Origin of the sequence: Actinocorallia sp. B10E7 (genome assembly GCF_039871655.1) — a bacterium.
Lineage (GTDB): Bacteria > Actinomycetota > Actinomycetes > Streptosporangiales > Streptosporangiaceae > Actinocorallia.
In genome coordinates this window covers 98,947-120,868 of sequence record NZ_JBDPLZ010000007.1, presented here as the reverse complement: position 1 = coordinate 120,868, position 21,922 = coordinate 98,947, and the positions used below count along the sequence as shown (strand labels likewise).

The following is a 21,922-nucleotide window of genomic DNA, read 5'->3' as shown; positions in this document are numbered from 1 at the left end:
TGGCCAAAACACTAAAATCCGGTTAGCGACGGAAAAGGCACGGGGAGTGACCGCATGAAACGTATCGCCACGGTGGGTCTCGCCGCGGGCTCGCTGCTCCTGGGCATGGGAGTCCATGCCGTCCCCGCCCAGGCGGACGAGGCGGAGAACGCGTCGTCCTCCCGGGCGAAGCCCCTGGCGAAGGGGAAGTTCAAGACGAAGAACGGCAGGGCCAAGGCCTTCGGGAACATCGAGTCCACCGGGACCTACGAGGTGACCCAGGACAAGATCACCGTCAGGTTCAAGGTGCGCGACAAGAAGCGGGACGGCTGGACGCCCGCCGTCCAGTTCGCCGCGCTGGAGGCCTGGGACGGCGAGGGCACGGGCCTGTACTTCCCGCTCGCCAAGAACCTGCGAAACGGGCGAGGCGCCCCCGACCCCAACCAGAGCGGCAGCATCGACGGCCCGCCGATCAACAACACCGTCGAGCCCAAGGGGTCGGGCCGGCCCGAGTGCCGGACCTGCAGCAGCGTCAAACCCAAGCCGAAGCCCAAGCCGAAGACCGGGCCCGCCGACGGAAAGTACACCTTCAAGTTCAAGAAGTCCTTCACCTCGAAGTACACCGAATATCTCGCGGTGCGTGAAGTGCTCCTTCGCAAGAAGGGCAAGAAATACCAGTACAAGGTCGGCCCGACGACGATCATCTACGCGGCCTCCGAGGGGCCGCAGTACGCGCTCACCCCCTCGCCCGACGCCCGGGCCGCCCGGCCGGACGGCGTCTCCGTCCAGCGGAGCGTCATCAGGGACGGCCGCTACCGGGAGGCGCTGCGCAAGGGCCTGACGAGCGCACGGCGGGCCGTCCCCAAGGGCTGGACGCACTTCACCAACAAGAAGCTGCCGGGCCAGCTCGACGCCAGCACCGAGACCTGGGGCTACTTCACCGGCTACAAGGACGACGCCGGGGAGGCCAACGCCCGGCTGACCCTCCGGATCCGCGACAACAAGAAGGACGGGCGGTACGCCGGCACGATCGTCGCCTTCACCAACGCGGACGCCTCCGTCGCGGAGGAGTGGGCGCTGTCCAACCTCCAGGACCTCAAGGGCCGCTGGACCAGCAGGGTGGTGCACTCGCGGTACAGCGACCACCTGCTCTACCGGTCCTGCGTGGGCGTCTACGACGAGGTCGACGGCAAGGTGGTCTTCGTGCCCACCACCTGCGGTGAAGCCCAGATTCTTTACTGATCTCGGGACGATTCCGATGTTTTCCGCTGCGTAGGGAACACCCGGCCCCCTGAGGGGCGTAAGGTGTGCTGATCGTTGAGACGGTCGCCGGCAACCTTCGGGGGTCGGCGGCCGTCTTACAGTTCAGACGGTGATGGCGGTCCGGAGACGGGGGTGCGGGACATGCGGGAATACCTGCTCGTCATCCTCACCGGGATCACCGTCACCTACCTGCTGGTCACCCCGGTCAAGAGCCTCGCGCTCCTCATCGGGGCGCAGTCCCCGGTCCGGGACCGGGACGTGCACTCCGTCCCCACGCCCCGGGTGGGCGGCCTGGCCATGTTCGGCGGGCTGCTGGGCGCGCTGGTGATGGCCAAGGGCCTGCCGCACATGCAGAAGGTCTTCGAGGAGACCAAGACCGCCGAGGCGGTGATCCTGTCCGGCGCGCTGATCGTGCTGCTGGGCATCGCCGACGACCTGTGGGACATCGACGCCCTCACCAAGCTCTCGGGGCAGGTGGCCGCGTCCGGCATCCTGATCATGAACGGGGTCAGGCTCACCACCATCCCCATGCCCGACGGCGCTTCGCTGGCCCTGCCCCCCCAGTACGGGGTGCCGCTGACCGTCTTCGTGGTGGTCGCGACGATCAACGCGGTGAACTTCATCGACGGCCTGGACGGCCTCGCCGCCGGCGTCGTGGGAATAGCCGCGTTCGCCCTGTTCCTGCTGTCCTACCGGCTCGCCGATGTGATCGACATCCCGTTGCTCATCGGCCCCACGATGGTCGCGGGCGTGCTGGTCGGCATCTGCGTCGGCTTCCTCGCGCACAACTTCCACCCGGCCCGGATCTTCATGGGCGACACCGGATCGATGCTCATCGGGCTGCTGCTGTCGGCGGCCACGATCCAGCTGATCGAACTGTTCGACACCGCGCTGGCCGAGGAGTACTCGATCTTCCCGCTGTGGCTGCCGCTGCTGCTGGTCCCGATGGTCGTCGTGGTGCCCTACGCGGACATGCTGCTGGCGGTCTGGCGCCGCACCAACCAGGGGCTGTCGCCCTTCGCCCCGGACAAGCACCACCTGCACCACCGGCTGCTGCGCCTGGGCCACTCCCACCGCCGGTCCGTGCTGATCATGTACGGCTGGGTCAGCCTGGTGGGCTCCTGCATGGTCGCCATCTCGTTCGTCCCGCCGGACCGCTCGGACCTGCTGGCCCCCGTGGTGGGAATCACTTTCCTCGTCGCCGCGCTGGGCGCGGCCCTCATGGTCGGCGTGCCGCGGATCATGGCCAGAAAGGCCGCCGCGTCGGCGGCCGAGGCCCTCTCGGACGACACCGACTCCTTCACCAGACAGCCGGTTTAAGCAGGTGTTCGCCCTACCGTTACCCAGGGGGTAATTGCTGGGCTTCCGGGAGCTTGTGATAGCTTTCACTAAGTAGAGACGAACACGTTACGTGACCAACCGGAGCCTTCATGGAGACAACCGACGCCCGGATCCTCCGCGGCGCGGCCATCCCCACCCTGCTGGCGGGGGCCGTCGCGCTCGCCGCCGGCGGGCTCCTGGCCGGCGCCCAAGGCGCCGTCGGGGCGGCTCTGGGCACGGTGGTCGTCCTCCTCTTCTTCGGGATCAGCATCCTGGCGGTCTCCTACTCCGCGCGGGTGAGTCCCCAGCTGCTGATGCCCGTGGCGATGTTCACCTACCTGGTGAAGGTCTTCGCCATGCTCGGCCTGATCGCGCTGCTGCGCGACGCCTCCTGGATGCACGGCAGGACCTTCGGGTTCACCGTCCTGGGCTGCACGGCCGTCTGGCTCGCCTTCGAGATCCGGGTCTTCGTCAAGACCAAGATGCTCTATGTCGAACCGGTCTCCGGTGCGGACAAGGGCTCGCGATGACCCGGTTCTCTTCAAAGGACTATGCCAATGTGACCATAGCTCCGATGGCCTGCTATCGTCCGAGTCGCCATGGACAAGGACACTCGGCCGGAAGCCGGCTCAGGGGGTTCCAACCCGGGCGTGACCATTACCAGCCTTCTCCTGTCGGGAATGCTCTTCTACGGGGGATTGGGCTGGCTGGTCGATCGCTGGGTGGGAACCGAGCGGGTCTTCCTGCCCATAGGGATAGTCCTGGGTCTGGTAGCGGCCCTGTATCTGGTCTATGTCCGTTTCGGCCGGGATCAGTAGCAGATTCCGCCGAGCAAGGTTTTTCTCGTGATTCGCGGGTAGCCCCGCGCCGAAACGTCGAGGGTGTTGACAACATGCTGCACGCCGAAGGAGCCCGCTGTGAGCGCTGACGTGGTTCTCGCCAGCGAGGGCGGCGGATGCCACCTGTTTAGCGGCTGTGGTTTCCCCGCCCCCGGAGCCGAAATCTTCATCTTCGACCCGATGTTCCACATCGGTCCGTTCGAAGTGACCAAGCCCGCACTGGTCGCGGCCGCCACCGCGGCCATCGTCATCGCCTTCTTCTGGGCGGCGTTCAGCAACGCCAAGCTGGTCCCCAGCCGGATCCAGGGCCTCGGCGAAATGGGATACCTCTTCGTCCGCGACCAGATCGCGCGGCCGATGATCGGTAAGGAAGGGGACAGGTTCGTCCCCTACTTCATGACGCTGTTCTTCTTCATCTGGATGCTGAACTTCATGGCGTTCATACCGCTGATTCAGCTCCCGGTGACGTCGCGTGTCGCTTTCCCGGCGCTGTTCGCCATCGTTTCCTGGGCCATCTACATGACCCTGACCTTCAAGCGGAACGGGCTCGTCGGAGGCTTCCGCAACCTGGCCGTGCCCTCGGGGCTGCCGGGCTGGGTCTACATTCTGCTGACGCCGATCGAGCTTCTCTCGAACGTCATCATCAGGCCCTTCACGCTGACCATCCGACTCTTCGCGAACATGTTCGCCGGTCACATGCTGATCGCGGTGTTCTCCATCGGCGCCTGGTACCTGGTCAGCCCGTCGATCATCGGCATGGCCTCGGCCACCGCCTCGTTCACGATGGCCATCGTGATGTCGGCCTTCGAACTCATCATCCAGTTCCTGCAGGCGTACATCTTCACGATGCTCGTCGCCAGCTACATCGGCCAGGCTCTCGAAGAAGCGCACTAGCCGACACCCGAAAGTTCCCGACCGGTGTGAACAGCTCACCGGCCGAGTCAAGGAGAAGAAACACACATGAGCGCCATTCTCGCTGCGACCGACTCCGTGTCCGGCTCCCTGGGTGCCGTCGGTTACGGCCTCGCCGCGATCGGCCCCGGCATCGGCGTGGGCCTGATCTTCGGTAACGGCGTGCAGGCCATGGCCCGCCAGCCCGAGATGACCAACGTCATCCGGACCAACATGTTCATCGGCTTCGCCCTGACCGAGGCGCTCGCGCTGCTCGGTTTCGTCGTGCCGTTCGTCTTCCCGTAAGCCGCCACGACAATCCCGGAGGGGGGCACTCATATGTTCCTGGCAGAAACGGCCGAGCACGAGCCGAACATCTTTCTGCCGCATGGTGCCGAGCTGGTCGTCGGCCCCATCGCCTTCGCGATCATCTTCGGCATCTTCGCGTGGAAGCTCCTGCCCAAGATCAAGGCCATGCTCGACGAGCGTGCCGACCTGATCGAGGGCGGGCTGAAGCGCGCTGAGGACGCTCAGGCCGAGGCCAAGCAGACCCTCGACGCTTACAAGGCCCAGCTCTCGGACGCCCGCCAAGAGGCGGCCCGTCTGAGGGAGGAGGCCCGCGAGCAGGGCGCTCAGATCATCGCCGAGATGAAGGAGCAGGCCCAGGTCGAGGCCCGCCGGATCGTGGAGAACGCACAGGCTCAGATCGAGCAGGAGCGCACCCAGGCCCTCGCCGCGCTGCGGGCCGAGGTCGGCGCCCTGTCCGTCGAGCTGGCCGGCCGTGTGGTCGGCGAATCCCTCGAGGACGAGGCGCGCCAGCGCCGTATCGTCGACCGCTTCCTCGAGGAGCTCGAGTCCGCCAACGCGAGCAAGGCCCTGTGATGGCGGGAGCCGTCAGCAGGGCCTCGCTGGCCGAGGTCAACGAGAAGTTCGACGAGCTCGTCGCCACCACCGACGCGTCGGTGCTCGCCGCCGAGCTGTTCACGGTCCTGCACCTGCTGGACCGCGAGCACGGGCTGCGCCGCACGCTGGCCGACCCCTCGACCTTCGGTCAGGCCAAGGCGCAGCTCGTGCGCTCGCTGCTCGAAGGCAAGATCGGCGAAGCCGCGGTCGAGCTCACGGCCGAGGTCGTGAGCCGCAGGTGGAGCCTGTCGGTGGAGATGACCGACGCCATCGAGCGGCTCGCGGTGGGCGCCCAGGCGGTCGCCGCCGAGCGGACCGGTCAGCTCGACCAGCTCGAGGACGACCTGTTCCGCTTCACCCGGGTGGTCTCGGGCGAGCCGGAACTGCGCGCCGCCCTCTCGGGCACGCGGGTCCCGGCGGAGCGGAAGGCGGAGCTGGTCAAGGCTCTGCTGGAGGGCAAGGCGGCCTCGGCCTCCGTGTCCCTCATCACCGAGGCCGTCACGCACCCGCGGGGACGTAGCCTGGAAGGCGAGCTCGACGGATACGGCAAGGTCGTCGCCGAGCGGCGCAACCGGCTGATCGCGCTCGTCCGCACCGCGGTTCCCCTCACCGGGGAGCAGCAGACCCGGCTCGCGGCGGCGCTCGGCGCCTCCTACGGCCGTGACGTACACCTGAACATCGAACTCGACCCGACAGTGCTCGGCGGCATCGCCGTGCAGATCGGGGACGAGGCAATCGACGGCACGATCGCCGGACGCCTTGACGGCGTACGCCGGCGGATCGCCTGAAGGCAAGGAAGGAATCATGGCGGAGCTGACGATCCGTCCGGATGAGATCCGGAACGCGCTGGAGCGTTTCGTCCAGTCGTACGAGCCCGACGCGGCCGCGCGCGAGGAGGTCGGCACTGTCACCGAGTCCGGCGACGGTATCGCTCGCGTCTCGGGCCTCCCCTCGGCGATGGCCAACGAGATCCTGGAGTTCGAGGACGGCACCCGTGGTCTGGCGCTGAACCTCGACGTCCGTGAGATCGGCGCGGTCGTGCTGGGTGACTTCAGCAAGATCGAGGAAGGCCAGCCGGTGCGCCGCACCGGTGAGGTCCTCTCGACCCCGGTCGGCGACGACTTCCTGGGCCGCGTCGTTGACGCCCTGGGCAACCCGATCGACGGCAAGGGCCCGATCGCCTCGACCGAGCGCCGCGCGCTGGAGCTGCAGGCTCCGACCGTCGTGCAGCGCCAGTCGGTCAGCGAGCCGCTGCAGACCGGCATCAAGGCCATCGACGCGATGACCCCGATCGGCCGCGGCCAGCGCCAGCTGATCATCGGTGACCGTCAGACCGGCAAGACCACGGTCGCGGTCGACACGATCATCAACCAGAAGGAGAACTGGCTCTCCGGCGACCCGGACAAGCAGGTCCGCTGCATCTACGTCGCCATCGGCCAGAAGGGCTCCACCATCGCCTCCGTGCGCGGCACGCTGGAGGAGGCCGGCGCGATGGAGTACACCACCATCGTGGCCGCCCCGGCGTCCGACCCGGCCGGCTACAAGTACATCGCCCCCTACACCGGGTCCGCGATCGGCCAGCACTGGATGTACCAGGGCAAGCACGTCCTGATCGTCTTCGACGACCTGTCCAAGCAGGCCGAGGCCTACCGCGCGGTGTCCCTGCTGCTGCGCCGCCCGCCGGGCCGTGAGGCCTACCCGGGTGACGTCTTCTACCTGCACTCGCGTCTGCTCGAGCGCTGCGCCAAGCTCTCGGACGACATGGGCGCCGGCTCGATGACCGGTCTGCCGATCATCGAGACCAAGGGCAACGACGTGTCGGCGTTCATCCCGACCAACGTCATCTCCATCACCGACGGGCAGTGCTTCCTGGAGACCGACCTGTTCAACCAGGGTGTCCGCCCGGCGATCAACGTCGGTGTCTCGGTCTCCCGGGTCGGCGGCTCCGCGCAGATCAAGGCGATGCGCAGCGTCGCCGGCACCCTGCGCCTGTCCCTGTCCCAGTACCGCGACCTGGAGGCGTTCGCCGCCTTCGCGTCCGACCTGGACGCGGCGTCCAAGGCCCAGCTGGAGCGCGGCGCCCGCCTGGTCGAGCTGCTCAAGCAGCCGCAGTACAACCCGTTCCCGGTCGAGAAGCAGGTCGTCTCGGTGTGGTCGGGTACCTCCGGCGAGCTGGACGACGTGCCGGTGGAGGACATCCGCCGCTTCGAGGCCGGCTTCCTCGAGCACGTCGAGAGCAACAACAAGGGTCTGCTGAGCGGCATCCGGGAGACCGGCAAGCTGTCCGACGACGCGCTGACCACCCTGAAGGACTCCATCACGGAGTTCAAGAAGGGCTTCACCACCAGCGCGGGTGTTCTGCTGGGCGCCGAGGAGCCGGTCGAGCCGCTGGCTTCCGAAGAGGTCGAGCAGGAGACCATCAAGCGCGTCAAGAAGGCCTGATCCATGGGAGCTCAGCTTCGTCTCCTGCGGCGCAAGATCAAGTCGGCCCAGTCGACCGCCAAGATCACGCGCGCGCAGGAGCTGATCGCCACCTCGCGGATCTCCAAGGCCCAGGAACGCGTCGCGGCCTCCAAGCCGTACGCGGAGAAGATCACGGCGGCCCTGTCGTCGCTGATCAGCCACCGGCCGGGCGTCGACCACCCGCTGCTGCGCGAGCAGCCGGAGGACAAGCGTTCCGCGGTGCTGATCATCACGTCGGACCGCGGCTTCTGCGGCGGTTACAACGCCAACGTGATCCGCGAGGCCGAGTCCCTGATGGCGCTGCTGCGCGAGCAGGGCCGCGAGCCCGTTCCGTACGTGGTCGGCACCAAGGGCGTCACCTGGTACAAGTTCCGGGACCGGGAGATCGCCGGGGAGTGGACGGGCTTCAGTGACCGCCCGGACTTCCCCAACGCCGAGCGCATCGGCCGCAAGCTGGTCGAGGACTTCCTCAAGACCGACGCGGAGGGCGGCGTGGGCGAGATCCACGTCGTCTACACCGAGTTCGTCTCGATGCTGACGCAGGAGGTCCAGGTCAAGCGGCTGCTTCCGCTGCAGATCGAGGACGTGGAGAAGCCCGACGGGCCGCTGCCGTCCTACGACTTCGAGCCGACCGCGGCCGACACGCTGGACCTGCTGCTGCCGAACTACATCGAGAGCCGCATCTTCCACATGCTGCTCCAGGGTGCGGCCTCCGAGCACGCGGCCCGGCGCCGGGCGATGAAGTCCGCCACGGACAACGCCAACGATTTGATCGGCATCTACTCGCGCCAGGCCAACCAGGCGCGGCAGGCCGAGATCACCCAGGAAATCAGCGAGATCGTCGGTGGCGCGAACGCGTTGGCCGACGCCAGCGCGGGGAGTGAATAGGAACATGTCTGCAACTGCGGTAGCGATCGGCACCGGCCGCGTCGTCCGGGTCATCGGCCCGGTCGTCGACGTGGAGTTCCCCGCCGACGCCATGCCGATGATCAACAACGCCCTCCACGTCGAGGTCACCCTCGGCACCGAGGTCAAGACGCTGACCCTCGAGGTCGCCCAGCACCTGGGCGACAACATGATCCGGGCCATCTCCATGCAGCCCACCGACGGCCTGGTCCGCGGCGCGGCGGTGTCCGACACCGGCGCGGCCATCTCGGTGCCGGTCGGCGACATCACCAAGGGCCACGTGTGGAACGCCCTCGGCGAGTGCCTGGACGCCCCCGGCCTGGAGGTCAACGAGCGCTGGGGCATCCACCGCAGCGCTCCGGCCTTCGACACGCTGGAGTCCAAGACCGAGATGCTGGAGACCGGCATCAAGGTCATCGACCTCCTCACCCCGTACGTCAAGGGTGGGAAGATCGGTCTGTTCGGCGGTGCCGGTGTGGGCAAGACGGTGCTCATCCAGGAGATGATCACCCGTGTCGCCCGTAACTTCGGTGGCACCTCGGTGTTCGCCGGCGTCGGCGAGCGCACCCGTGAGGGCAACGACCTCTGGGTGGAGATGGAAGAGGCCAACGTCCTCAAGGACACCGCCCTGGTGTTCGGCCAGATGGACGAGCCGCCGGGCACCCGTCTGCGGGTCGCCCTGTCCGCCCTGACGATGGCGGAGTACTTCCGCGACGTTCAGAAGCAGGACGTGCTGCTGTTCATCGACAACATCTTCCGGTTCACCCAGGCCGGCTCGGAGGTCTCCACCCTGCTCGGCCGCATGCCGTCCGCGGTGGGCTACCAGCCGACCCTGGCCGACGAGATGGGCCAGCTGCAGGAGCGGATCACCTCGACCCGCGGTCACTCGATCACCTCGATGCAGGCGATCTACGTCCCCGCGGACGACATCACCGACCCGGCTCCGCACACCACCTTCGCCCACCTCGACGCGAGGACCGTGCTCTCGCGGGCCATCACCGAGAAGGGCATCTACCCGGCGGTGGACCCGCTGGACTCCAGCTCGCGGATCATGGACCCTGCCATCATCGGCAAGGAGCACTACGACGTCGCGCAGGAAGTCATCCGTATCCTGCAGAAGTACAAGGAGCTCCAGGACATCATCGCGATCCTCGGTATCGACGAGCTGTCCGAGGAGGACAAGGTCACCGTTCAGCGCGCCCGTCGCATCGAGCGGTTCCTGTCCCACCCGATGTACGTCGCCGAGCAGTTCACCGGCCAGCCCGGTGTCACCGTTCCGCTCGACGAGACCATCGCCTCCTTCAAGGCGCTGTGCGAGGGCAAGTACGACCACATCCCCGAGCAGGCGTTCTTCATGTGCGGTGGCGTCGACGACGTCGAGAAGAAGGCGAAGGAACTCGCCAAGTAAGGCGTGTTCCTCCGGCGGCCGGTCTCCGGCCGCCGGGCCCCTTCTGAGGAGGAGTTAGATATGGCGCTCAAAGTCGCCCTTGTCTCGCCCGAGCGTGAAGTGTGGGCGGGCGAGGCCGAGATGGTGGTCGCGCAGACCATCGAAGGCGAGATCGGTATCCGTACCGGTCACGCCCCCGTGCTGGGCGTGCTCGTCGACGGCAGCCTGGTGCGGATCCACCCGGCCGCGGGCGACGTGATCGTCGCAGCGGTGGGCAGCGGCTTCTTCTCGGTCGCCGACAACGAGGTGTCCGTCCTGGCCGAGCAGGCCGAACTGGGCACCGAGATCGACCTGGCCCAGGCCAGGGAGGCGCTGGAACTGGCCCAGTCCGGCGGTGACGGCGACAACCCGCAGGCGGTCGCCGAGCGCCGTGCCCGTGCGCGTCTGCGCGCGGCCGGGGCCGAGTCCTAAGAGAGAACCGGTACCACGTGGGCGAGCACCTGGCACGAGACATCGGCTGGGTGCTCGCCGCCGTCGTTGCGCTGGCCGTCGTGCTGTTCGGTCTGATGTCGCTGCGCCGCTGGCTGCTGGAGCTGGGCGGCGGCACCGTCGAGTGCAGCCTGCGCGATCTGCAGGACGCCGGCGTGTGGCGGCTGGGCATCGGCCGCTACCAGGGCGACGAGCTGCAATGGCACAGTGTCTTCGGCTTCAGACGCAGACCCCGGAAGGTGATCCACCGCCGGGGTCTCGTCGTGGTCAACCGCCGGGACCCCGAGGGCGAGGAGATCGCCGCCCTCACCGCCGCCGCCTCCATCATCGAGGTGAAGAACGGGGACCTGTCCGTCGAGCTGGCGATGTCACCGGCCGCGCTGACCGGCTTCCTGGCCTGGCTGGAGTCCTCGCCGCCGGGCTGGCCCATCGATCTGCCGGGCGGCCCCTGACCGTTAGGGTGGGGGCCATGAGTCGCAATGACAAACCGGTCGTGCTGTCCAAGATCTACACCCGGACCGGTGACGACGGGACGACGGCGCTCGGAGACGCCAGCCGGACCGCCAAGACCGACCCCCGAATCGCCGCCTACGCCGATGTGGAGGAGGCCAACGCCGCGATCGGCGTGGCGTTGTCGGTCGGCTCGCTGCCGGAGGCCGTCGCCGCGGTCCTGAGGCAGATCCAGAACGACCTCTTCGATGTGGGAGCGGACCTGTGCACCCCCGTCGGCCCGGACCTCGGTTACGAGCCCCTGCGCGTCACCGACGAGTACGTGGAGCGGCTGGAGGGCTGGTGCGACAGGTTCAACGAGCCGCTGTCCCCGCTGCGCAGCTTCATCCTTCCGGGCGGGGCGCCGGGCACCGCCTACCTGCATGTGGCGCGCACCGTCGCCCGCAGGGCGGAGCGGACGATCTGGACGGCGCTGGAGGCGCACGGCGAGACGGTGAACGTGCTCACCGCCCGTTACGTGAACCGGCTGTCGGACCTGCTGTTCATCTTCTGCCGGGTGGTGGCGGCGGGCGACGACGTCCTGTGGAAGCCGGGCGGCTGAGCCGCCGGACCGCGTCGCGGAGAAGGCTCACAGGAACCTGGCCATGAGGACGTCGTCGACGGGGAGCCCCTCGATCAGGAACTCCTCGCGCAGCACCCCTTCGACGGCGAAGCCCAGCTGTTCGTAGAGCCGCCGGGCGGGAGTGTTGCCGGCCAGGACACGCAGGGTCAGCTTCCGCGCGCCCTGGCGTCCGGCCTCGGCCACGGCGGCCTCCAGCAGCAGCCGGCCGATGCCCAGGCCCCGCGCCCCGGGGTCGACGCCCAGCCCCTGGATCTGCCGGACGTGCGCGCCGCTGGGCTGCAGCACGGGCTGCACCAGCCGCAGGTAGCCGACCACCCGGTCGTCGAGTTCGGCGAGCAGGAAGTGCTCGGGCAGGTGGAAGCGGTCGTAGGAGGGGCCGCCGCGGGCAGGCCGGGGAATGACGGAGTTGTCGGGGGCCCAGGTCAGCCAGGCCAGTTCAGAGACAGCCCTCTCGTCACGGGGCAGCGCCCGGCGGATCCTCACCTCACCCATCGGCCCAGTCTGTCATCCGTTTCCCTCCCGCACCGGGAAAGCCCCGAACGGCTTCGGCCGGCGCCGTCGGGAGGACTCCCCGCTCGAGCTGCTCGCGGCGGCCCCGTTCCCACACCCGGCCCCAGCGCCGGTCGAGGAAGCGGTCCAGCGCGAAGGCCCGCGGAGTGGGGTGGGGCGGGAAGGAGTGGGAGGCGCGGAACTCCTCGGCCAGCCGTCGGGCGTCCAGCAGGTGGCCGGCCCAGGCCGCGGCCCGCAGGGGGTCGCGGACCAGCTCGTCGTAGTCGAGGAAGGCGACCCGCTCGACGGGCAGGCGCGCGGTGCGGCGGAGCATCCCCAGTACCCGCAGGCGCAGGTTCCACCGGCCGAACACGCTCAGGAACGCGGCTCCGGCCTTCGTCCGCTGGATCCTGATGACGGCCCGGACGGTCCGGCTGTCGCCGGTCAGGGCCATGCCGTACACGGTGTTCTCGGCGCCGCGGGCCAGGGCCCGGTCGGTGCTGGCGTAGATGCCCGTCAGCGCCCTGCGGGTGACGATCACCCGGGCCTCGGGGAAGGCGCGCAGGAGCAGGTCCTCGCGTCCGGTGTCGGAGGGGTTCTTCAGTACCGCGACCCCGGACCGGGCGATGATGTCTTCGGCCACGCGCCGCAGCAGCGGTGTCGCCTCGGGCTGGAAGCGGCTCGACAGGCGGGCGGTGCTGCCCCGGTCGACCAGGAGCCAGCCGTACTCCTCGGGGGTCGAGGAGGTGACCTTCCGGGCGTCCACTCCCCGGTCCACAGGCTCGTCGGCCTCGATCAGCGCGCGCAGTCTCGCCGCCAGCCCGGGTGAGCCGTACCGGATCAGGTCTCCGACGGTGAACGGCTCCCCGTCCGTCGCCGCGGCCACCGCCTCCAGCAACACGGTGGTTCCGCTCCGGTTGAAACCGCTGACGAAGAGGATCACGCTGCTCCTCCGCTCTGACGACAGACGAACACGGGTGGGCCGATGGTGCTGTCATGGAATCTGGAAAAATGCGGTTTCACTATGAATGTTTCTGATAAATCCCTGGCAGGACTGGTGTTGGACATCTGACACTCCGTGAGTTGTGTCAAGCCGACCGCGCCGAATCCGGGACGGCCGGGTGCCCGGGAGTGGGAGACTGGGCCGGTGCGTCTTGTCATAGCCCGTTGCAGTGTCGACTACGTGGGACGGCTCACCGCCCACCTTCCGCAGGCCACCCGGCTCATCCTGATGAAGGCCGACGGCAGCGTGTCCATTCACGCCGACGACCGGGCCTTCAAGCCGTTGAACTGGATGAACCCTCCCTGCACCGTGCGGGAGGAGGCCTACACCGAGCACGGGGCCGTCGCCCGGTGGACGGTCACGCACGGCAAGTCGGGGGAGCAGCTCATCCTCACCGTCTTCGAGGTGCTGCACGATCACCGGCACGAGCTGGGGGTGGACCCCGGCCTGCAGAAGGACGGGGTGGAGGCCCATCTCCAAGAGCTGCTCGCCGAGCACATCACCACGCTGGGGGAGGGCTACCGGCTGATCCGGCGGGAGTACCCGACGGCGATCGGGCCGGTGGACATCCTGTGCAAGGACCCCTCCGGAGGGACGGTCGCGGTGGAGATCAAGCGCCGGGGGGAGATCGACGGGGTGGAGCAGCTCACCCGCTACCTGGAGCTGCTCAACCGGGACCCGCTGCTGGCGCCGGTCAAGGGGGTCTTCGCGGCCCAGGAGATCAAACCCCAGGCCCGGGTCCTCGCCCACGACCGGGGGATCGAGACCGTCACGCTGGACTACGACGCCCTGCGGGGGATCGAGCGGGAGGGCATGCTCTTCTGAGCCGGCCGGGCGCTTCTTGCCTCGTCACACGGAACGGCCTCAGCGGGCGGAAGCCCGCTGAGGCCGTTCTCATCCGAGGAATTCTCCGCCGTCAGCGGCGGTAGCTCCGGTAGTTCCGGTCTCGCTTGGACTTGTAGTTGTAGATGTAGACGTTCTGGTGCTGCTGCTGCTGCAGCTTCTGCTGGCGGTTCCGCAGCGACCAGTCGTTCCTGTTGTTGTGGTGGTGCCGGTTGCGCCAGCGGTGGCGGCCCTCGCCGCAACCCCAGCTGAAGATCCACTCCTCTTCCCAGCAGTCGAAATCCCCGTAGTCGTCCGCGTATCTCGCGGACGGGGCGGTGGTGGTCTGCGCCGGGGTCGCCGCGGTCGCGACGGCCGGCGTGCCGAGCAGTCCCGCGCCCAGGACGACGGCTCCGATGGTTTCCTTGATCATGTCTACCTCCAGTGATGAAGTGCGACTAAACGGCATCTGTCCAGCATCGAGTATTGGGAAATGTCCAACTCGATCTTCGATCGGTCAAAACCGGTAATGAGCCGGTTCTGGCGTCTGAAATGCACTATTTGTCATAGGGGTCGCGGGGGAAGAGGGCTCGGGGTATCCGGAAAAACGAAAAGCCCCTCGGAAACATTCGGTTTCCGAGGGGCCCTTTCAGGCCGTTGGTGTCTCGGCCTTAGTGACGGCTCTCAGCGTCAGATACGGAAGTTGATGCCGCCGTACTGGTTGCCGCTGTAGTTGCCGCTGTAGTAGTTGCTGCCCCAGCCGTTGCCCCAGTCCCAGCGGTGGCCCCAGCCGTGGTGGTGGTGCCGGTGGTGGCGGTACCCGTACCCGTAATCGCCGCACCAGTCGTAGCAGGACGAGGAGGCCACGGCGGCCGTGGTTCCGGTGGTCGCGGCCTCGGCCGCGGTGGCCACCGCGGGGGCCCCGAAGAGGGCGACACCGAGAACGGCGGTACCGATGGTTTCCTTGATCATGTCTACCTCCAGAGTGAAGATGTGACTAAACGGCATCTGTCCGCCATTTGGTATTGGGAAATGTCCGTGCTGTTCTACTGTTGGTCAAAACATGATGCCTGACCGCTCTGTCTTCTGGGGTATCACCGGACATATGGGGCATAACGCGAAAAGAGCGAATCCCCCGGAAATCATAAGATTTCCGGGGGATTCGCCAATCAGTTCTTCTGATGGACGCCGCTCGCGGTCGGCCTCACCGGCGGCGGTCGCCGGTCAGGTCTCTGCCGTTGTCGTGGTCGCGTCCGTTGTCGTGGTCGCGTCCGTTGTCGTGGTCGCGTCCGTTGTCACGGTTCCAGTCCCCGCCGTGGTGCCACCGGTCGCGGATGTGGAACCAGTCGCTGCGGTAGGGGTAGTACCGCCAGGTCCCCCTGATGTGGATCCGGTAGGAGCGGTGCCGGTCCGCGCGGACGTACCAGTCGGCCTCCCCCCGCCAGTCGGTGAACTCGCAGCCGAGGTGGTGCCAGCGGCCGCCCCAGCGCCTCGTCTGCAGGCAGGCGCGGACCCCCCGCACCCGCTCGCGGCTGTCGGCCTCGCGGACCTGGATCTCGATGTGGCCCCGCCAGCGCCGCAGGCGCTCGGTGTCGATGCGGACGGTGAGCGCCTCCCGCCTGGCCGTGGCCGCGGTCGCGGCCGTGGCGGAGGAGGCGGTGGACGTGACCCCGGGATCCTGGGCGGAGGCCGTCGCGGCCCCCGGCACACTCGCCAGCGTCACTCCGAGCACCGCGGCTCCGAGCGTCTCTTTGAACATGTCAGCCTCCAGATATGAAGTGTGACTCGGTACAGCATCTGTCCAGCATCGGGTATGGGGAAATTCTCGAGATCGTCTCCAATTGGTCAAGATCGAAAAGTAATTAACGGATTTATCCGTAATTCCGCTGCCGGAACTGCTCGTGTCGAGAGAAAAGAAGTCCCCGGAGGCCGGTCGGTCTCCGGGGCGGGGCCGATCACGCGGCCCCCGGGTTCACCGGCGCCGCATGTCGCTGTCCTCGTCGGCGTCGAACGGCTTGCTGTAGTACTTCTTGTACTCCGAGGTGGTCGGAATGTAGATCCGGTAGATCCTGTCGGGCTTGGCCAGCCAGTAGACCCGGCCCTTGCTGTTGGTGTCCGAGCAGTCCACGACGGAGAAGCCCTTCTTCTTGCGCACCAGCAGGCAGACCCTGAGGTCCTCCACCGGATCGTCGTCCTCGTCCTTGACGGTGACCCGGATCCGGCTCAGGTTCCCGACCGCGTTGTCCCTGACCCTGATCCGGACGGAGAGGTCCTCCTTCTTGACCGCGGCGGCCGTCTGGACGACCTGAGCGGCCTGGGCCGCGGCGCCCGGAGTCGACGTCGTCGCCGCGGTGGCGGGGACGCCGAGCAGGCCCGCACCGAGAGCGGCGGCACCGAGGATCCCCAGCGTTTCCTTGTACATTTCTGCCTCCAGTCGCGAAGTGTGACTGATGCGATTCCTTTCCGGCGTTCGGTATTGAGAAATGTCTTGTTTGTAGTTGGATCGGTCAACTAGTTATGGAATTACAAGACACGGTGTGATTGTGTGTGAAAACAAAGTCCAGTGTCGGGACCGGCAAGAAAAAGGCCCCGCCGGGAAGGCGGGGCCGGGGACGCGGGAGGCGGTCACAGGGAGCCGGGCGGGACGTAGGCCGCGCCCGCCCGTCGGTGGGCCTGCTCGACGTAGCGCTGGTGGACGCCGTAGCGGAGGGTCTTGGTGATGGCGTGGCCGGCGGCGCGGGCGGCCAGGGGGGCGATGGGGGTGGTGGGGTGCAGGCCCAGGAGGCGTTTGGCCCAGGCGGGGAGGAGGTCGGTGGCGACGCGGCTGACGATCTGCGTGGCGGTCTGGGTGACCTTGTCCTCTCCGTAGGGGCCGCGCAGGAAGCCGATGGCCTCCAGGGTCTCCTCGCTGACGGTGAGGCGGGGGCGCATCATGGCGAAGTAGTCCTCGACGTCGGCGCGGGACTTCGGCACATCGGTCGCGCCGAGCTTCTCGGAGATGACGGCGTACTGGGAGAAGTACTCGTCGATGCCTTTGCCGTCCAGGGGCTTGGGGTGGTACCGGAGGTGAGCGCGGGCGGCCTGGTAGGCCTGGGTGGTCCCGGTCCAGATGATGTCGTCGGAGCTGGTCGCCGAGTAGGGGCGGCCGTCGGGCATGGTGCCGTGTACCCGCTTGTGCATGTTCCGGACGATCCCGGCCAGCTTCTCGGCGACCGGGGTGGAGGCGAAGGACATGCCGCGGATGAAGCTGCTGGTGAAGCCGAGCCGCCTCATCGGGTCCTCCAGGTAGCTGGAGTGCTGGTTCGTGCCGTGGGTGACGGGTTCGTTCAGAGTGCCCAGCAGCAGGCCCGAGACGCCGCCGAGGACCCCGGTGACATCGGTGTGGACGTACCACAGGGCGGATCCGGGCCCGAAGAGACCGGGGTCGCCCACCGGTTCGGTGTACTGCTCCCCGGGCAGGTGCGCGGCGGCGAGCATGGACCAGTAGGAGTCGTCGATCGTCTTGCGGAGGTTCATAAGTCCATACTTACGCAGCCGTGAGACAAAATACAAGTTGTGTCTCACCACTAGGCTGTGAGCCATGTCGCCTCAGGAGAAGATCATCGATGCCGCGGAGGAATGCTTCGCCAGATTCGGAGTGGCCAAGACGACCGTCGAGGACGTCGCGCACGCGGCGGGCATGTCGCGGGCCACGCTCTACCGCAACTTCTCCGGGGGCAGGGACGAGCTGATCCTGGCCGTCTTCCTGCGTGACGTCGGGCGCTTCCTCGACCGCATGGGGGAGCGGCTGCCGCAGGAGTTCACCCCCGCTGAGGCCGTCGTGGCCGGAGTCATGGACGCCGTCGGGTTCGTCCAGGGAGAGCCGCGTTTCGCGGCGCTGTTCGTGCCGGAGGCGGTGGGGCACACCCACCAGGTGGTCAGCCAGGCCTCGCAGCGGGCGCTGGACCTGTGCGCGCAGCGGGTCGAGCCCTACTTCCGCGCCGCGCAGGAGGCCGGCCTGCTCCGCCCCGAGCTGGACGTCGCCGGCACCGTGGAGTTCCTGTTCCGGATGATCGCCTCGCTCAGCCTGGCCCCCCTGGTCCGCGACGACGAGGAGACCCGGAGGTTCCTGCGCCTGTACGTGGTGCCCGCCCTGGTCCCCAACGGGCAGGAGCCTTTGAAGGGCGCTGTCCCTTGATTCCCGCCACATGCCGCAAGGGGTAGCGTTCGCGGCGTGAGAGCAGAATCGGTGGAGCACCGTTCCTCCCGTGGGATCAGCCCCGTCTTCCTGGGGATCCTGGCGTTCACCGTCGCGTGCGGGGTGGCCGCCTGGAAGTACGGAAGCCAGGCGGAGCAGCCCGCCCGGCTGGCGGTGTTCGGGTTCGTGGTGGGCGGCTGGATCGTGTCGTTGTGTCTGCACGAGTTCGGGCACGCCTTCCTGGCGCACCGTTTCGGCGACCGGCTCATCGCGGCGCGGGGCTACCTCACCCTCAACCCGCTGAAGTACACGGACATGACGCTCAGTGTCGTCCTGCCGGTGCTGTTCCTGCTGCTCGGCGGCATCGGCCTGCCCGGCGGCGCGGTCTGGGTCGACCGGGGCGCGATCCGGGGAAGGCTGCGGCACAGCCTGGTGTCGCTGGCCGGCCCGATGGCCAACATCGTGTTCGCGTTGGCCATCGGTGTGGTCCTGCAGCGGTTCCTCGAAGCCGGGCACCTGGTGTTCTGGAGCGCGCTGGCCTATCTGGGCTTCCTGCAGGTCACGGCGGCGGTGCTGAACCTGTTGCCGGTGCCGGGCCTGGACGGCTTCGGGGTCTGGGAGCCCTACCTGCCGCGTTCGTTCGTGCAGAAGGTAGCGCCCTGGGGCGGGTACCTGTTCCTCGGGCTCATCGCGTTGTTGTGGATCCCGGCCCTCAACGGCTGGTTCTTCGACCTCGTCTACCGGATCACCGGCTGGTTCGGCGTCGAGGACCGCCTGGCTCGGGACGGGCACTGGCTTTTCCTCTTCTGGCAGGGCTGAATCTTCCGGGTTGACGTAAGTGATGATTTACTGAGTTGGAAAAGCCGTCTCTGTCTCCTTGGGAGGTCCCGTTATGTCGGTCACGACCGAAACGGGCAGCACGACCTTCACGTCCCTCAACCCGGCGACCGGCGCCGTCGTCGGCGAGTACCCCGTCCACGACGAGAAGGCGGTGTTCGCAGCGGTCGAGCGGGCCAAGGCCGCCGCGGAGTGGTGGGCCGGGCTCGGCTGGAAGGGGCGGCGCGTCCGGCTGCTCAACTTCAAGAGCGCCATCGCCCGCAACCTCAACGAGGTGGCGCGGGTGATCCACGAGGAGACCGGCAAGCCCGTCGGCGACGCGGTCTTCGAGACCGTCGGCGCGATCAACCTGCTCGACTGGGCCGCCAGGAACGCCGGCAAGGTGCTCGGACCGCGCAGCGTCTTCCCCGGTCTGCTCGCCATCAACCAGAAGGCCGTCCTGGAGTACCACCCGCTGGGCGTCGTCGGCGTCATCGGGCCGTGGAACTACCCGATCTACACCCCGATGGGATCGATCGCCTTCTCGCTCGCGGCCGGCAACACCGTGGTGTTCAAGCCGTCGGAGTACACCCCGGGCGTCGGCGTCCTGCTCGGCGAGCTGATGGCCGAGGTGGTCCCCGAGCACCCCGTCTTCCAGGTCCTCACCGGTTACGGCGAGACGGGCGGCGCGCTGTGCCGCGCGGGCGTGAACAAGGTGGCCTTCACCGGCTCCGGTCCGACCGCCAAGAAGGTCATGGCCGCCTGCGCCGAGACCCTCACTCCGATCGTCGCCGAGTGCGGCGGCAAGGACGCCTTCATCGTGGCCGCCGACGCCGACCTCGAGGCCGCCGCGGCGTCCGCGCTGTGGGGCGCGATGTCCAACGCGGGCCAGACGTGCACCGGCGTCGAGCGCATCTACGTGGTGGAGAGCGTCTACGACGAGTTCCTCGGCAAGCTGACCGAGCGCGCGCGCAAGCTCAAGGCCGGCTACGAGGAGGAGGGCGCCTCCTTCGGGCCCATCACCATGCCCCGGCAGCTCGACATCATCGAGCGGCACATCAACGACGCGCTGGCCAGTGGCGGACGGGCCGTGGTCGGCGGGCCCGAGTCGGTGCGCCGCCCGTTCGTCGACCCGGTCGTGCTGGTGGACGTGCCGGAGACCTCCTCCGCGATCTGCGAGGAGACCTTCGGGCCGACCGTCACCGTCTCCAAGGTCAAGAGCGTGGACGAAGCGGTCGAACGGGCCAACGCCACCGAGTACGGTCTGGCCGCGACGGTCTTCTCGCGCAGCAGGTCGGCCATCGAGGTGGCGCGGAAGCTGCGCAGCGGCATGACCTCGATCAACGCGGCCATCGCGTTCGCGCTGATCCCCGGCCTGCCCTTCGGCGGGACGGGCGAGTCGGGCTTCGGCCGCATCCACGGCGCGGACGGCCTGCGCGAGTTCGCCAGGGCCAAGGCGATCACCCGCCAGCGCTTCAAGACGCCGCTCGACACCACGACCTTCACCCGCACGGAGAAGGAGGTGGAGCAGATCGTCAACCTGATGAAGAAGCTCCACGGGAAGACCTACCGGTAAGGGAGCCCTTTCGGTGAGGTAAGAGAACGGTGTCCTTCCGCCGGGCCGACCCTCTGGACGCGGTCCGCAAAGGTGATTAGCGTCGCGAGTGGACAACTCGGCGGAAGGAATTCACGCATGTCTCTCGACGTCTCCCCCCAGTTGCTCGACCAGGCCAGGCAGGGAGAGATCGACGACGCCACGTTCGTCGAATGCATCCGCGGTTCCCTGCCCTACGCCTGGGACCTCATCAGCGGACTGGTCGCCGACCTCGAGGTCGCCGGCGGCGAATTCACCGACAACCAGACACCGCCCCCGGACGAGGCGGCGCGCGGGCAGCTTCTGCGCCTCCTGGCCAGCGACGCGATGCGCGGCAGCATCGAGCGCTACTTCGGGGTCAAACTCGCCTTCCAGAACTGCCACAGGGTCGCGGTCTTCTCGGGCAGGGCCGCGGGCTCGGAGACCTACCGCCGGTTCGTGACCGCGCGCGAGCAGATCCTCAACCAGTCGCCGGAGTTGCGCGACTGCTGAGCTGTGCCCGCAGCCTCGGCAGCACCTCGCTGCCGAGGCGTTTCACGTTCTCGGCCACCCGGCCCGCGTCCTGCGAGCACTCCACCAGCAGGCTCACCTGCCCGACGCCGGGCACCGCGCAGGTCCGCGCCAGCGCCTCCACGCAGTCCTCCACCGTTCCGACCGCGTGCAGCCCGCACAGCCTCCGGGCGTAGGCGGCCACGTCCGTCACCGGCCTCACCCGGTCGTCCACGGGGACGTAACCGGCCAGCCCCGGTCCCAGCCACCGCGGTAGTTCCGTCCGCACCGTCGCGTGCGCCTCCCGCCGGGAATCGGCCACCCAGGCGACACCGGTCGAGACATGCCGCACCGCCTCCGGACCGCCCGAGGCCCGGTACCGGACGACGGCCTCGGCCTTCTCCTCATCGCCCACGTGCATGCCCAGCAGCATCGGCAGCCCGTGCGCGGCGGCCAGCGCCTCCGTGGCCGGGCTCGTGCAGGCGACGTACACCTCCGGCGGCGTCTCGGGCACGGGCACCACCGGCACCTCGCGGAACCGGAAGAACTCGCCGTCCGCGCCGACACGGTCTCCCGGAGCGGCGCGCAGCCAGGACAACATCAGCTCCAGCGCCTCGGGAAAACCGCGCTCCCGGCGTTCCAGCCCGGTGCCGAAGACCTCCAGCTCCCGCCACGGGCCGCCCCTGCCGACCCCCAGCCGGAACCGGCCGGGCGCCACCGAGGCCAGCAGCGAGGACTCCTCCGCGAGCGCCACCGGATGCCTCGCCGACAGCACCGCCACCGAGGTCCCCACCCCGATCCTGCTGGTCGCTCCCAGCAGATGGCCGGCGAGGACGACCGGGGACGGGCAGACCCCGTAGCCCATGAAGTGGTGCTCGGCCAGCCACACGTCGTCGAAACCGCACTCCTCGGCCAGCCGGGCCAGCGCGACGGTCCGGGTCAGCGCCTCGCCGGGGGACTGGCCCGGCCACTGCCCCGAGGGGAGGAAGAGAGCAAAGCGCATGCTCCCTGACATGCCCC

The 21,922-nt window shown here is 68.2% G+C and carries 27 protein-coding genes; 19 read left to right on the top strand and 8 right to left on the bottom strand.

The genetic code is table 11. The features are described 5' to 3' along the window. The first annotated feature begins 54 nt into the window (after positions 1–54). The 14 genes from ABGB12_RS24410 to ABGB12_RS24345 all read left to right on the top strand — a co-directional run bounded on the left by ABGB12_RS24410 (position 55) and on the right by ABGB12_RS24345 (position 11,491). Positions 55–1,221, top strand: a complete 1,167-nt coding sequence (locus tag ABGB12_RS24410; protein WP_347681746.1) for a hypothetical protein — start codon at positions 55–57, stop codon at positions 1,219–1,221. Between the two features lie 162 nt (positions 1,222–1,383). Next, on the top strand, positions 1,384–2,562 hold the full coding sequence (locus ABGB12_RS24405) for an MraY family glycosyltransferase (RefSeq protein ID WP_347681744.1): 1,179 nt from the start codon (positions 1,384–1,386) through the stop codon (positions 2,560–2,562). 110 nt (positions 2,563–2,672) lie between these two features. After that, positions 2,673–3,092, top strand: coding sequence for a hypothetical protein (locus tag ABGB12_RS24400; RefSeq protein ID WP_347681742.1), 420 nt, complete (start codon positions 2,673–2,675; stop codon positions 3,090–3,092). Positions 3,093–3,161: 69 nt separating this feature from the next. Continuing rightward, positions 3,162–3,380 carry an AtpZ/AtpI family protein gene (locus ABGB12_RS24395; protein ID WP_347681740.1) on the top strand — a complete coding sequence of 73 codons (219 nt, stop codon included), beginning with the start codon at positions 3,162–3,164 and terminating at the stop codon, positions 3,378–3,380. Between the two features lie 99 nt (positions 3,381–3,479). Next, positions 3,480–4,295: a F0F1 ATP synthase subunit A gene (gene atpB, locus ABGB12_RS24390; protein WP_347681738.1), complete on the top strand. Its 816-nt coding sequence runs from the start codon at positions 3,480–3,482 to the stop codon at positions 4,293–4,295. A gap of 66 nt (positions 4,296–4,361) precedes the next feature. After that, positions 4,362–4,598 carry an ATP synthase F0 subunit C gene (atpE, locus tag ABGB12_RS24385; RefSeq protein ID WP_344449173.1) on the top strand — a complete coding sequence of 79 codons (237 nt, stop codon included), beginning with the start codon at positions 4,362–4,364 and terminating at the stop codon, positions 4,596–4,598. Positions 4,599–4,631: 33 nt separating this feature from the next. Beyond that, entirely contained in the window at positions 4,632–5,174 is a 543-nt protein-coding gene (locus ABGB12_RS24380) for a F0F1 ATP synthase subunit B (RefSeq protein WP_347681736.1), read from the top strand. Next, positions 5,174–5,983, top strand: coding sequence for a F0F1 ATP synthase subunit delta (locus ABGB12_RS24375; protein WP_347681734.1), 810 nt, complete (start codon positions 5,174–5,176; stop codon positions 5,981–5,983). Before ABGB12_RS24380 ends, ABGB12_RS24375 begins: the two co-directional genes overlap by 1 nt. A 16-nt stretch (positions 5,984–5,999) precedes the next feature. Then, positions 6,000–7,637, top strand: a complete 1,638-nt coding sequence (gene atpA, locus ABGB12_RS24370) for a F0F1 ATP synthase subunit alpha (protein ID WP_347681732.1) — start codon at positions 6,000–6,002, stop codon at positions 7,635–7,637. 3 nt (positions 7,638–7,640) lie between these two features. Then, on the top strand, positions 7,641–8,546 hold the full coding sequence (locus ABGB12_RS24365; protein ID WP_347681730.1) for a F0F1 ATP synthase subunit gamma: 906 nt from the start codon (positions 7,641–7,643) through the stop codon (positions 8,544–8,546). Positions 8,547–8,550: 4 nt separating this feature from the next. Next, complete coding sequence (gene atpD / locus ABGB12_RS24360) at positions 8,551–9,972, top strand: F0F1 ATP synthase subunit beta (RefSeq protein ID WP_347681728.1); 1,422 nt, start codon at positions 8,551–8,553, stop codon at positions 9,970–9,972. Between the two features lie 60 nt (positions 9,973–10,032). Beyond that, positions 10,033–10,422: a F0F1 ATP synthase subunit epsilon gene (locus tag ABGB12_RS24355; protein WP_347681726.1), complete on the top strand. Its 390-nt coding sequence runs from the start codon at positions 10,033–10,035 to the stop codon at positions 10,420–10,422. Positions 10,423–10,439: 17 nt separating this feature from the next. Continuing rightward, complete coding sequence (locus tag ABGB12_RS24350) at positions 10,440–10,892, top strand: DUF2550 domain-containing protein (RefSeq protein ID WP_347681724.1); 453 nt, start codon at positions 10,440–10,442, stop codon at positions 10,890–10,892. Between the two features lie 17 nt (positions 10,893–10,909). Beyond that, on the top strand, positions 10,910–11,491 hold the full coding sequence (locus ABGB12_RS24345; RefSeq protein ID WP_347681722.1) for a cob(I)yrinic acid a,c-diamide adenosyltransferase: 582 nt from the start codon (positions 10,910–10,912) through the stop codon (positions 11,489–11,491). 27 nt (positions 11,492–11,518) lie between these two features. Here the strand turns inward: ABGB12_RS24345 and ABGB12_RS24340 are convergent, their stop codons facing one another. Beyond that, positions 11,519–12,004, bottom strand: a complete 486-nt coding sequence (locus ABGB12_RS24340; protein ID WP_347681720.1) for a GNAT family N-acetyltransferase — start codon at positions 12,002–12,004, stop codon at positions 11,519–11,521. Beyond that, positions 11,997–12,944, bottom strand: a complete 948-nt coding sequence (locus ABGB12_RS24335; protein ID WP_347681719.1) for a sulfotransferase — start codon at positions 12,942–12,944, stop codon at positions 11,997–11,999. Before ABGB12_RS24335 ends, ABGB12_RS24340 begins: the two co-directional genes overlap by 8 nt. A 204-nt stretch (positions 12,945–13,148) precedes the next feature. Between ABGB12_RS24335 and nucS the strand changes: the two genes are divergently transcribed. After that, positions 13,149–13,829: an endonuclease NucS gene (nucS, locus tag ABGB12_RS24330; RefSeq protein WP_347681717.1), complete on the top strand. Its 681-nt coding sequence runs from the start codon at positions 13,149–13,151 to the stop codon at positions 13,827–13,829. 91 nt (positions 13,830–13,920) lie between these two features. Here the strand turns inward: nucS and ABGB12_RS24325 are convergent, their stop codons facing one another. The 5 genes from ABGB12_RS24325 to ABGB12_RS24305 form a co-directional block, all read right to left on the bottom strand. Beyond that, a complete protein-coding gene (locus ABGB12_RS24325) occupies positions 13,921–14,259 on the bottom strand; it encodes a hypothetical protein (protein ID WP_347681715.1) in 339 nt (112 codons plus the stop codon). A gap of 257 nt (positions 14,260–14,516) precedes the next feature. After that, positions 14,517–14,798 (bottom strand): hypothetical protein, encoded by a 282-nt coding sequence (locus ABGB12_RS24320; protein WP_347681713.1) that lies wholly within the window; start codon positions 14,796–14,798, stop codon positions 14,517–14,519. A gap of 232 nt (positions 14,799–15,030) precedes the next feature. Further along, complete coding sequence (locus ABGB12_RS24315) at positions 15,031–15,585, bottom strand: hypothetical protein (protein ID WP_347681711.1); 555 nt, start codon at positions 15,583–15,585, stop codon at positions 15,031–15,033. Positions 15,586–15,798: 213 nt separating this feature from the next. Continuing rightward, a complete protein-coding gene (locus ABGB12_RS24310; protein ID WP_347681709.1) occupies positions 15,799–16,248 on the bottom strand; it encodes a hypothetical protein in 450 nt (149 codons plus the stop codon). Between the two features lie 203 nt (positions 16,249–16,451). Beyond that, positions 16,452–17,342, bottom strand: coding sequence for an oxygenase MpaB family protein (locus tag ABGB12_RS24305; RefSeq protein WP_347681708.1), 891 nt, complete (start codon positions 17,340–17,342; stop codon positions 16,452–16,454). Positions 17,343–17,406: 64 nt separating this feature from the next. Between ABGB12_RS24305 and ABGB12_RS24300 the strand changes: the two genes are divergently transcribed. The 4 genes from ABGB12_RS24300 to ABGB12_RS24285 all read left to right on the top strand — a co-directional run bounded on the left by ABGB12_RS24300 (position 17,407) and on the right by ABGB12_RS24285 (position 20,905). Next, positions 17,407–18,003, top strand: coding sequence for a TetR/AcrR family transcriptional regulator (locus ABGB12_RS24300; RefSeq protein WP_347681706.1), 597 nt, complete (start codon positions 17,407–17,409; stop codon positions 18,001–18,003). 36 nt (positions 18,004–18,039) lie between these two features. Beyond that, entirely contained in the window at positions 18,040–18,822 is a 783-nt protein-coding gene (locus tag ABGB12_RS24295; protein ID WP_347681704.1) for a site-2 protease family protein, read from the top strand. 73 nt (positions 18,823–18,895) lie between these two features. Then, the gene (locus ABGB12_RS24290) at positions 18,896–20,395 is read left to right on the top strand and encodes an aldehyde dehydrogenase family protein (protein WP_347681702.1); all 1,500 of its coding nucleotides are present in this window, start codon (positions 18,896–18,898) and stop codon (positions 20,393–20,395) included. Between the two features lie 117 nt (positions 20,396–20,512). Continuing rightward, positions 20,513–20,905, top strand: coding sequence for an SCO5389 family protein (locus ABGB12_RS24285; RefSeq protein ID WP_347681700.1), 393 nt, complete (start codon positions 20,513–20,515; stop codon positions 20,903–20,905). Here the strand turns inward: ABGB12_RS24285 and ABGB12_RS24280 are convergent. Continuing rightward, positions 20,874–21,905: an LLM class flavin-dependent oxidoreductase gene (locus ABGB12_RS24280; RefSeq protein ID WP_347681698.1), complete on the bottom strand. Its 1,032-nt coding sequence runs from the start codon at positions 21,903–21,905 to the stop codon at positions 20,874–20,876. The genes ABGB12_RS24285 and ABGB12_RS24280 overlap by 32 nt on opposite strands. Between the last annotated feature and the right edge of the window lie 17 nt (positions 21,906–21,922).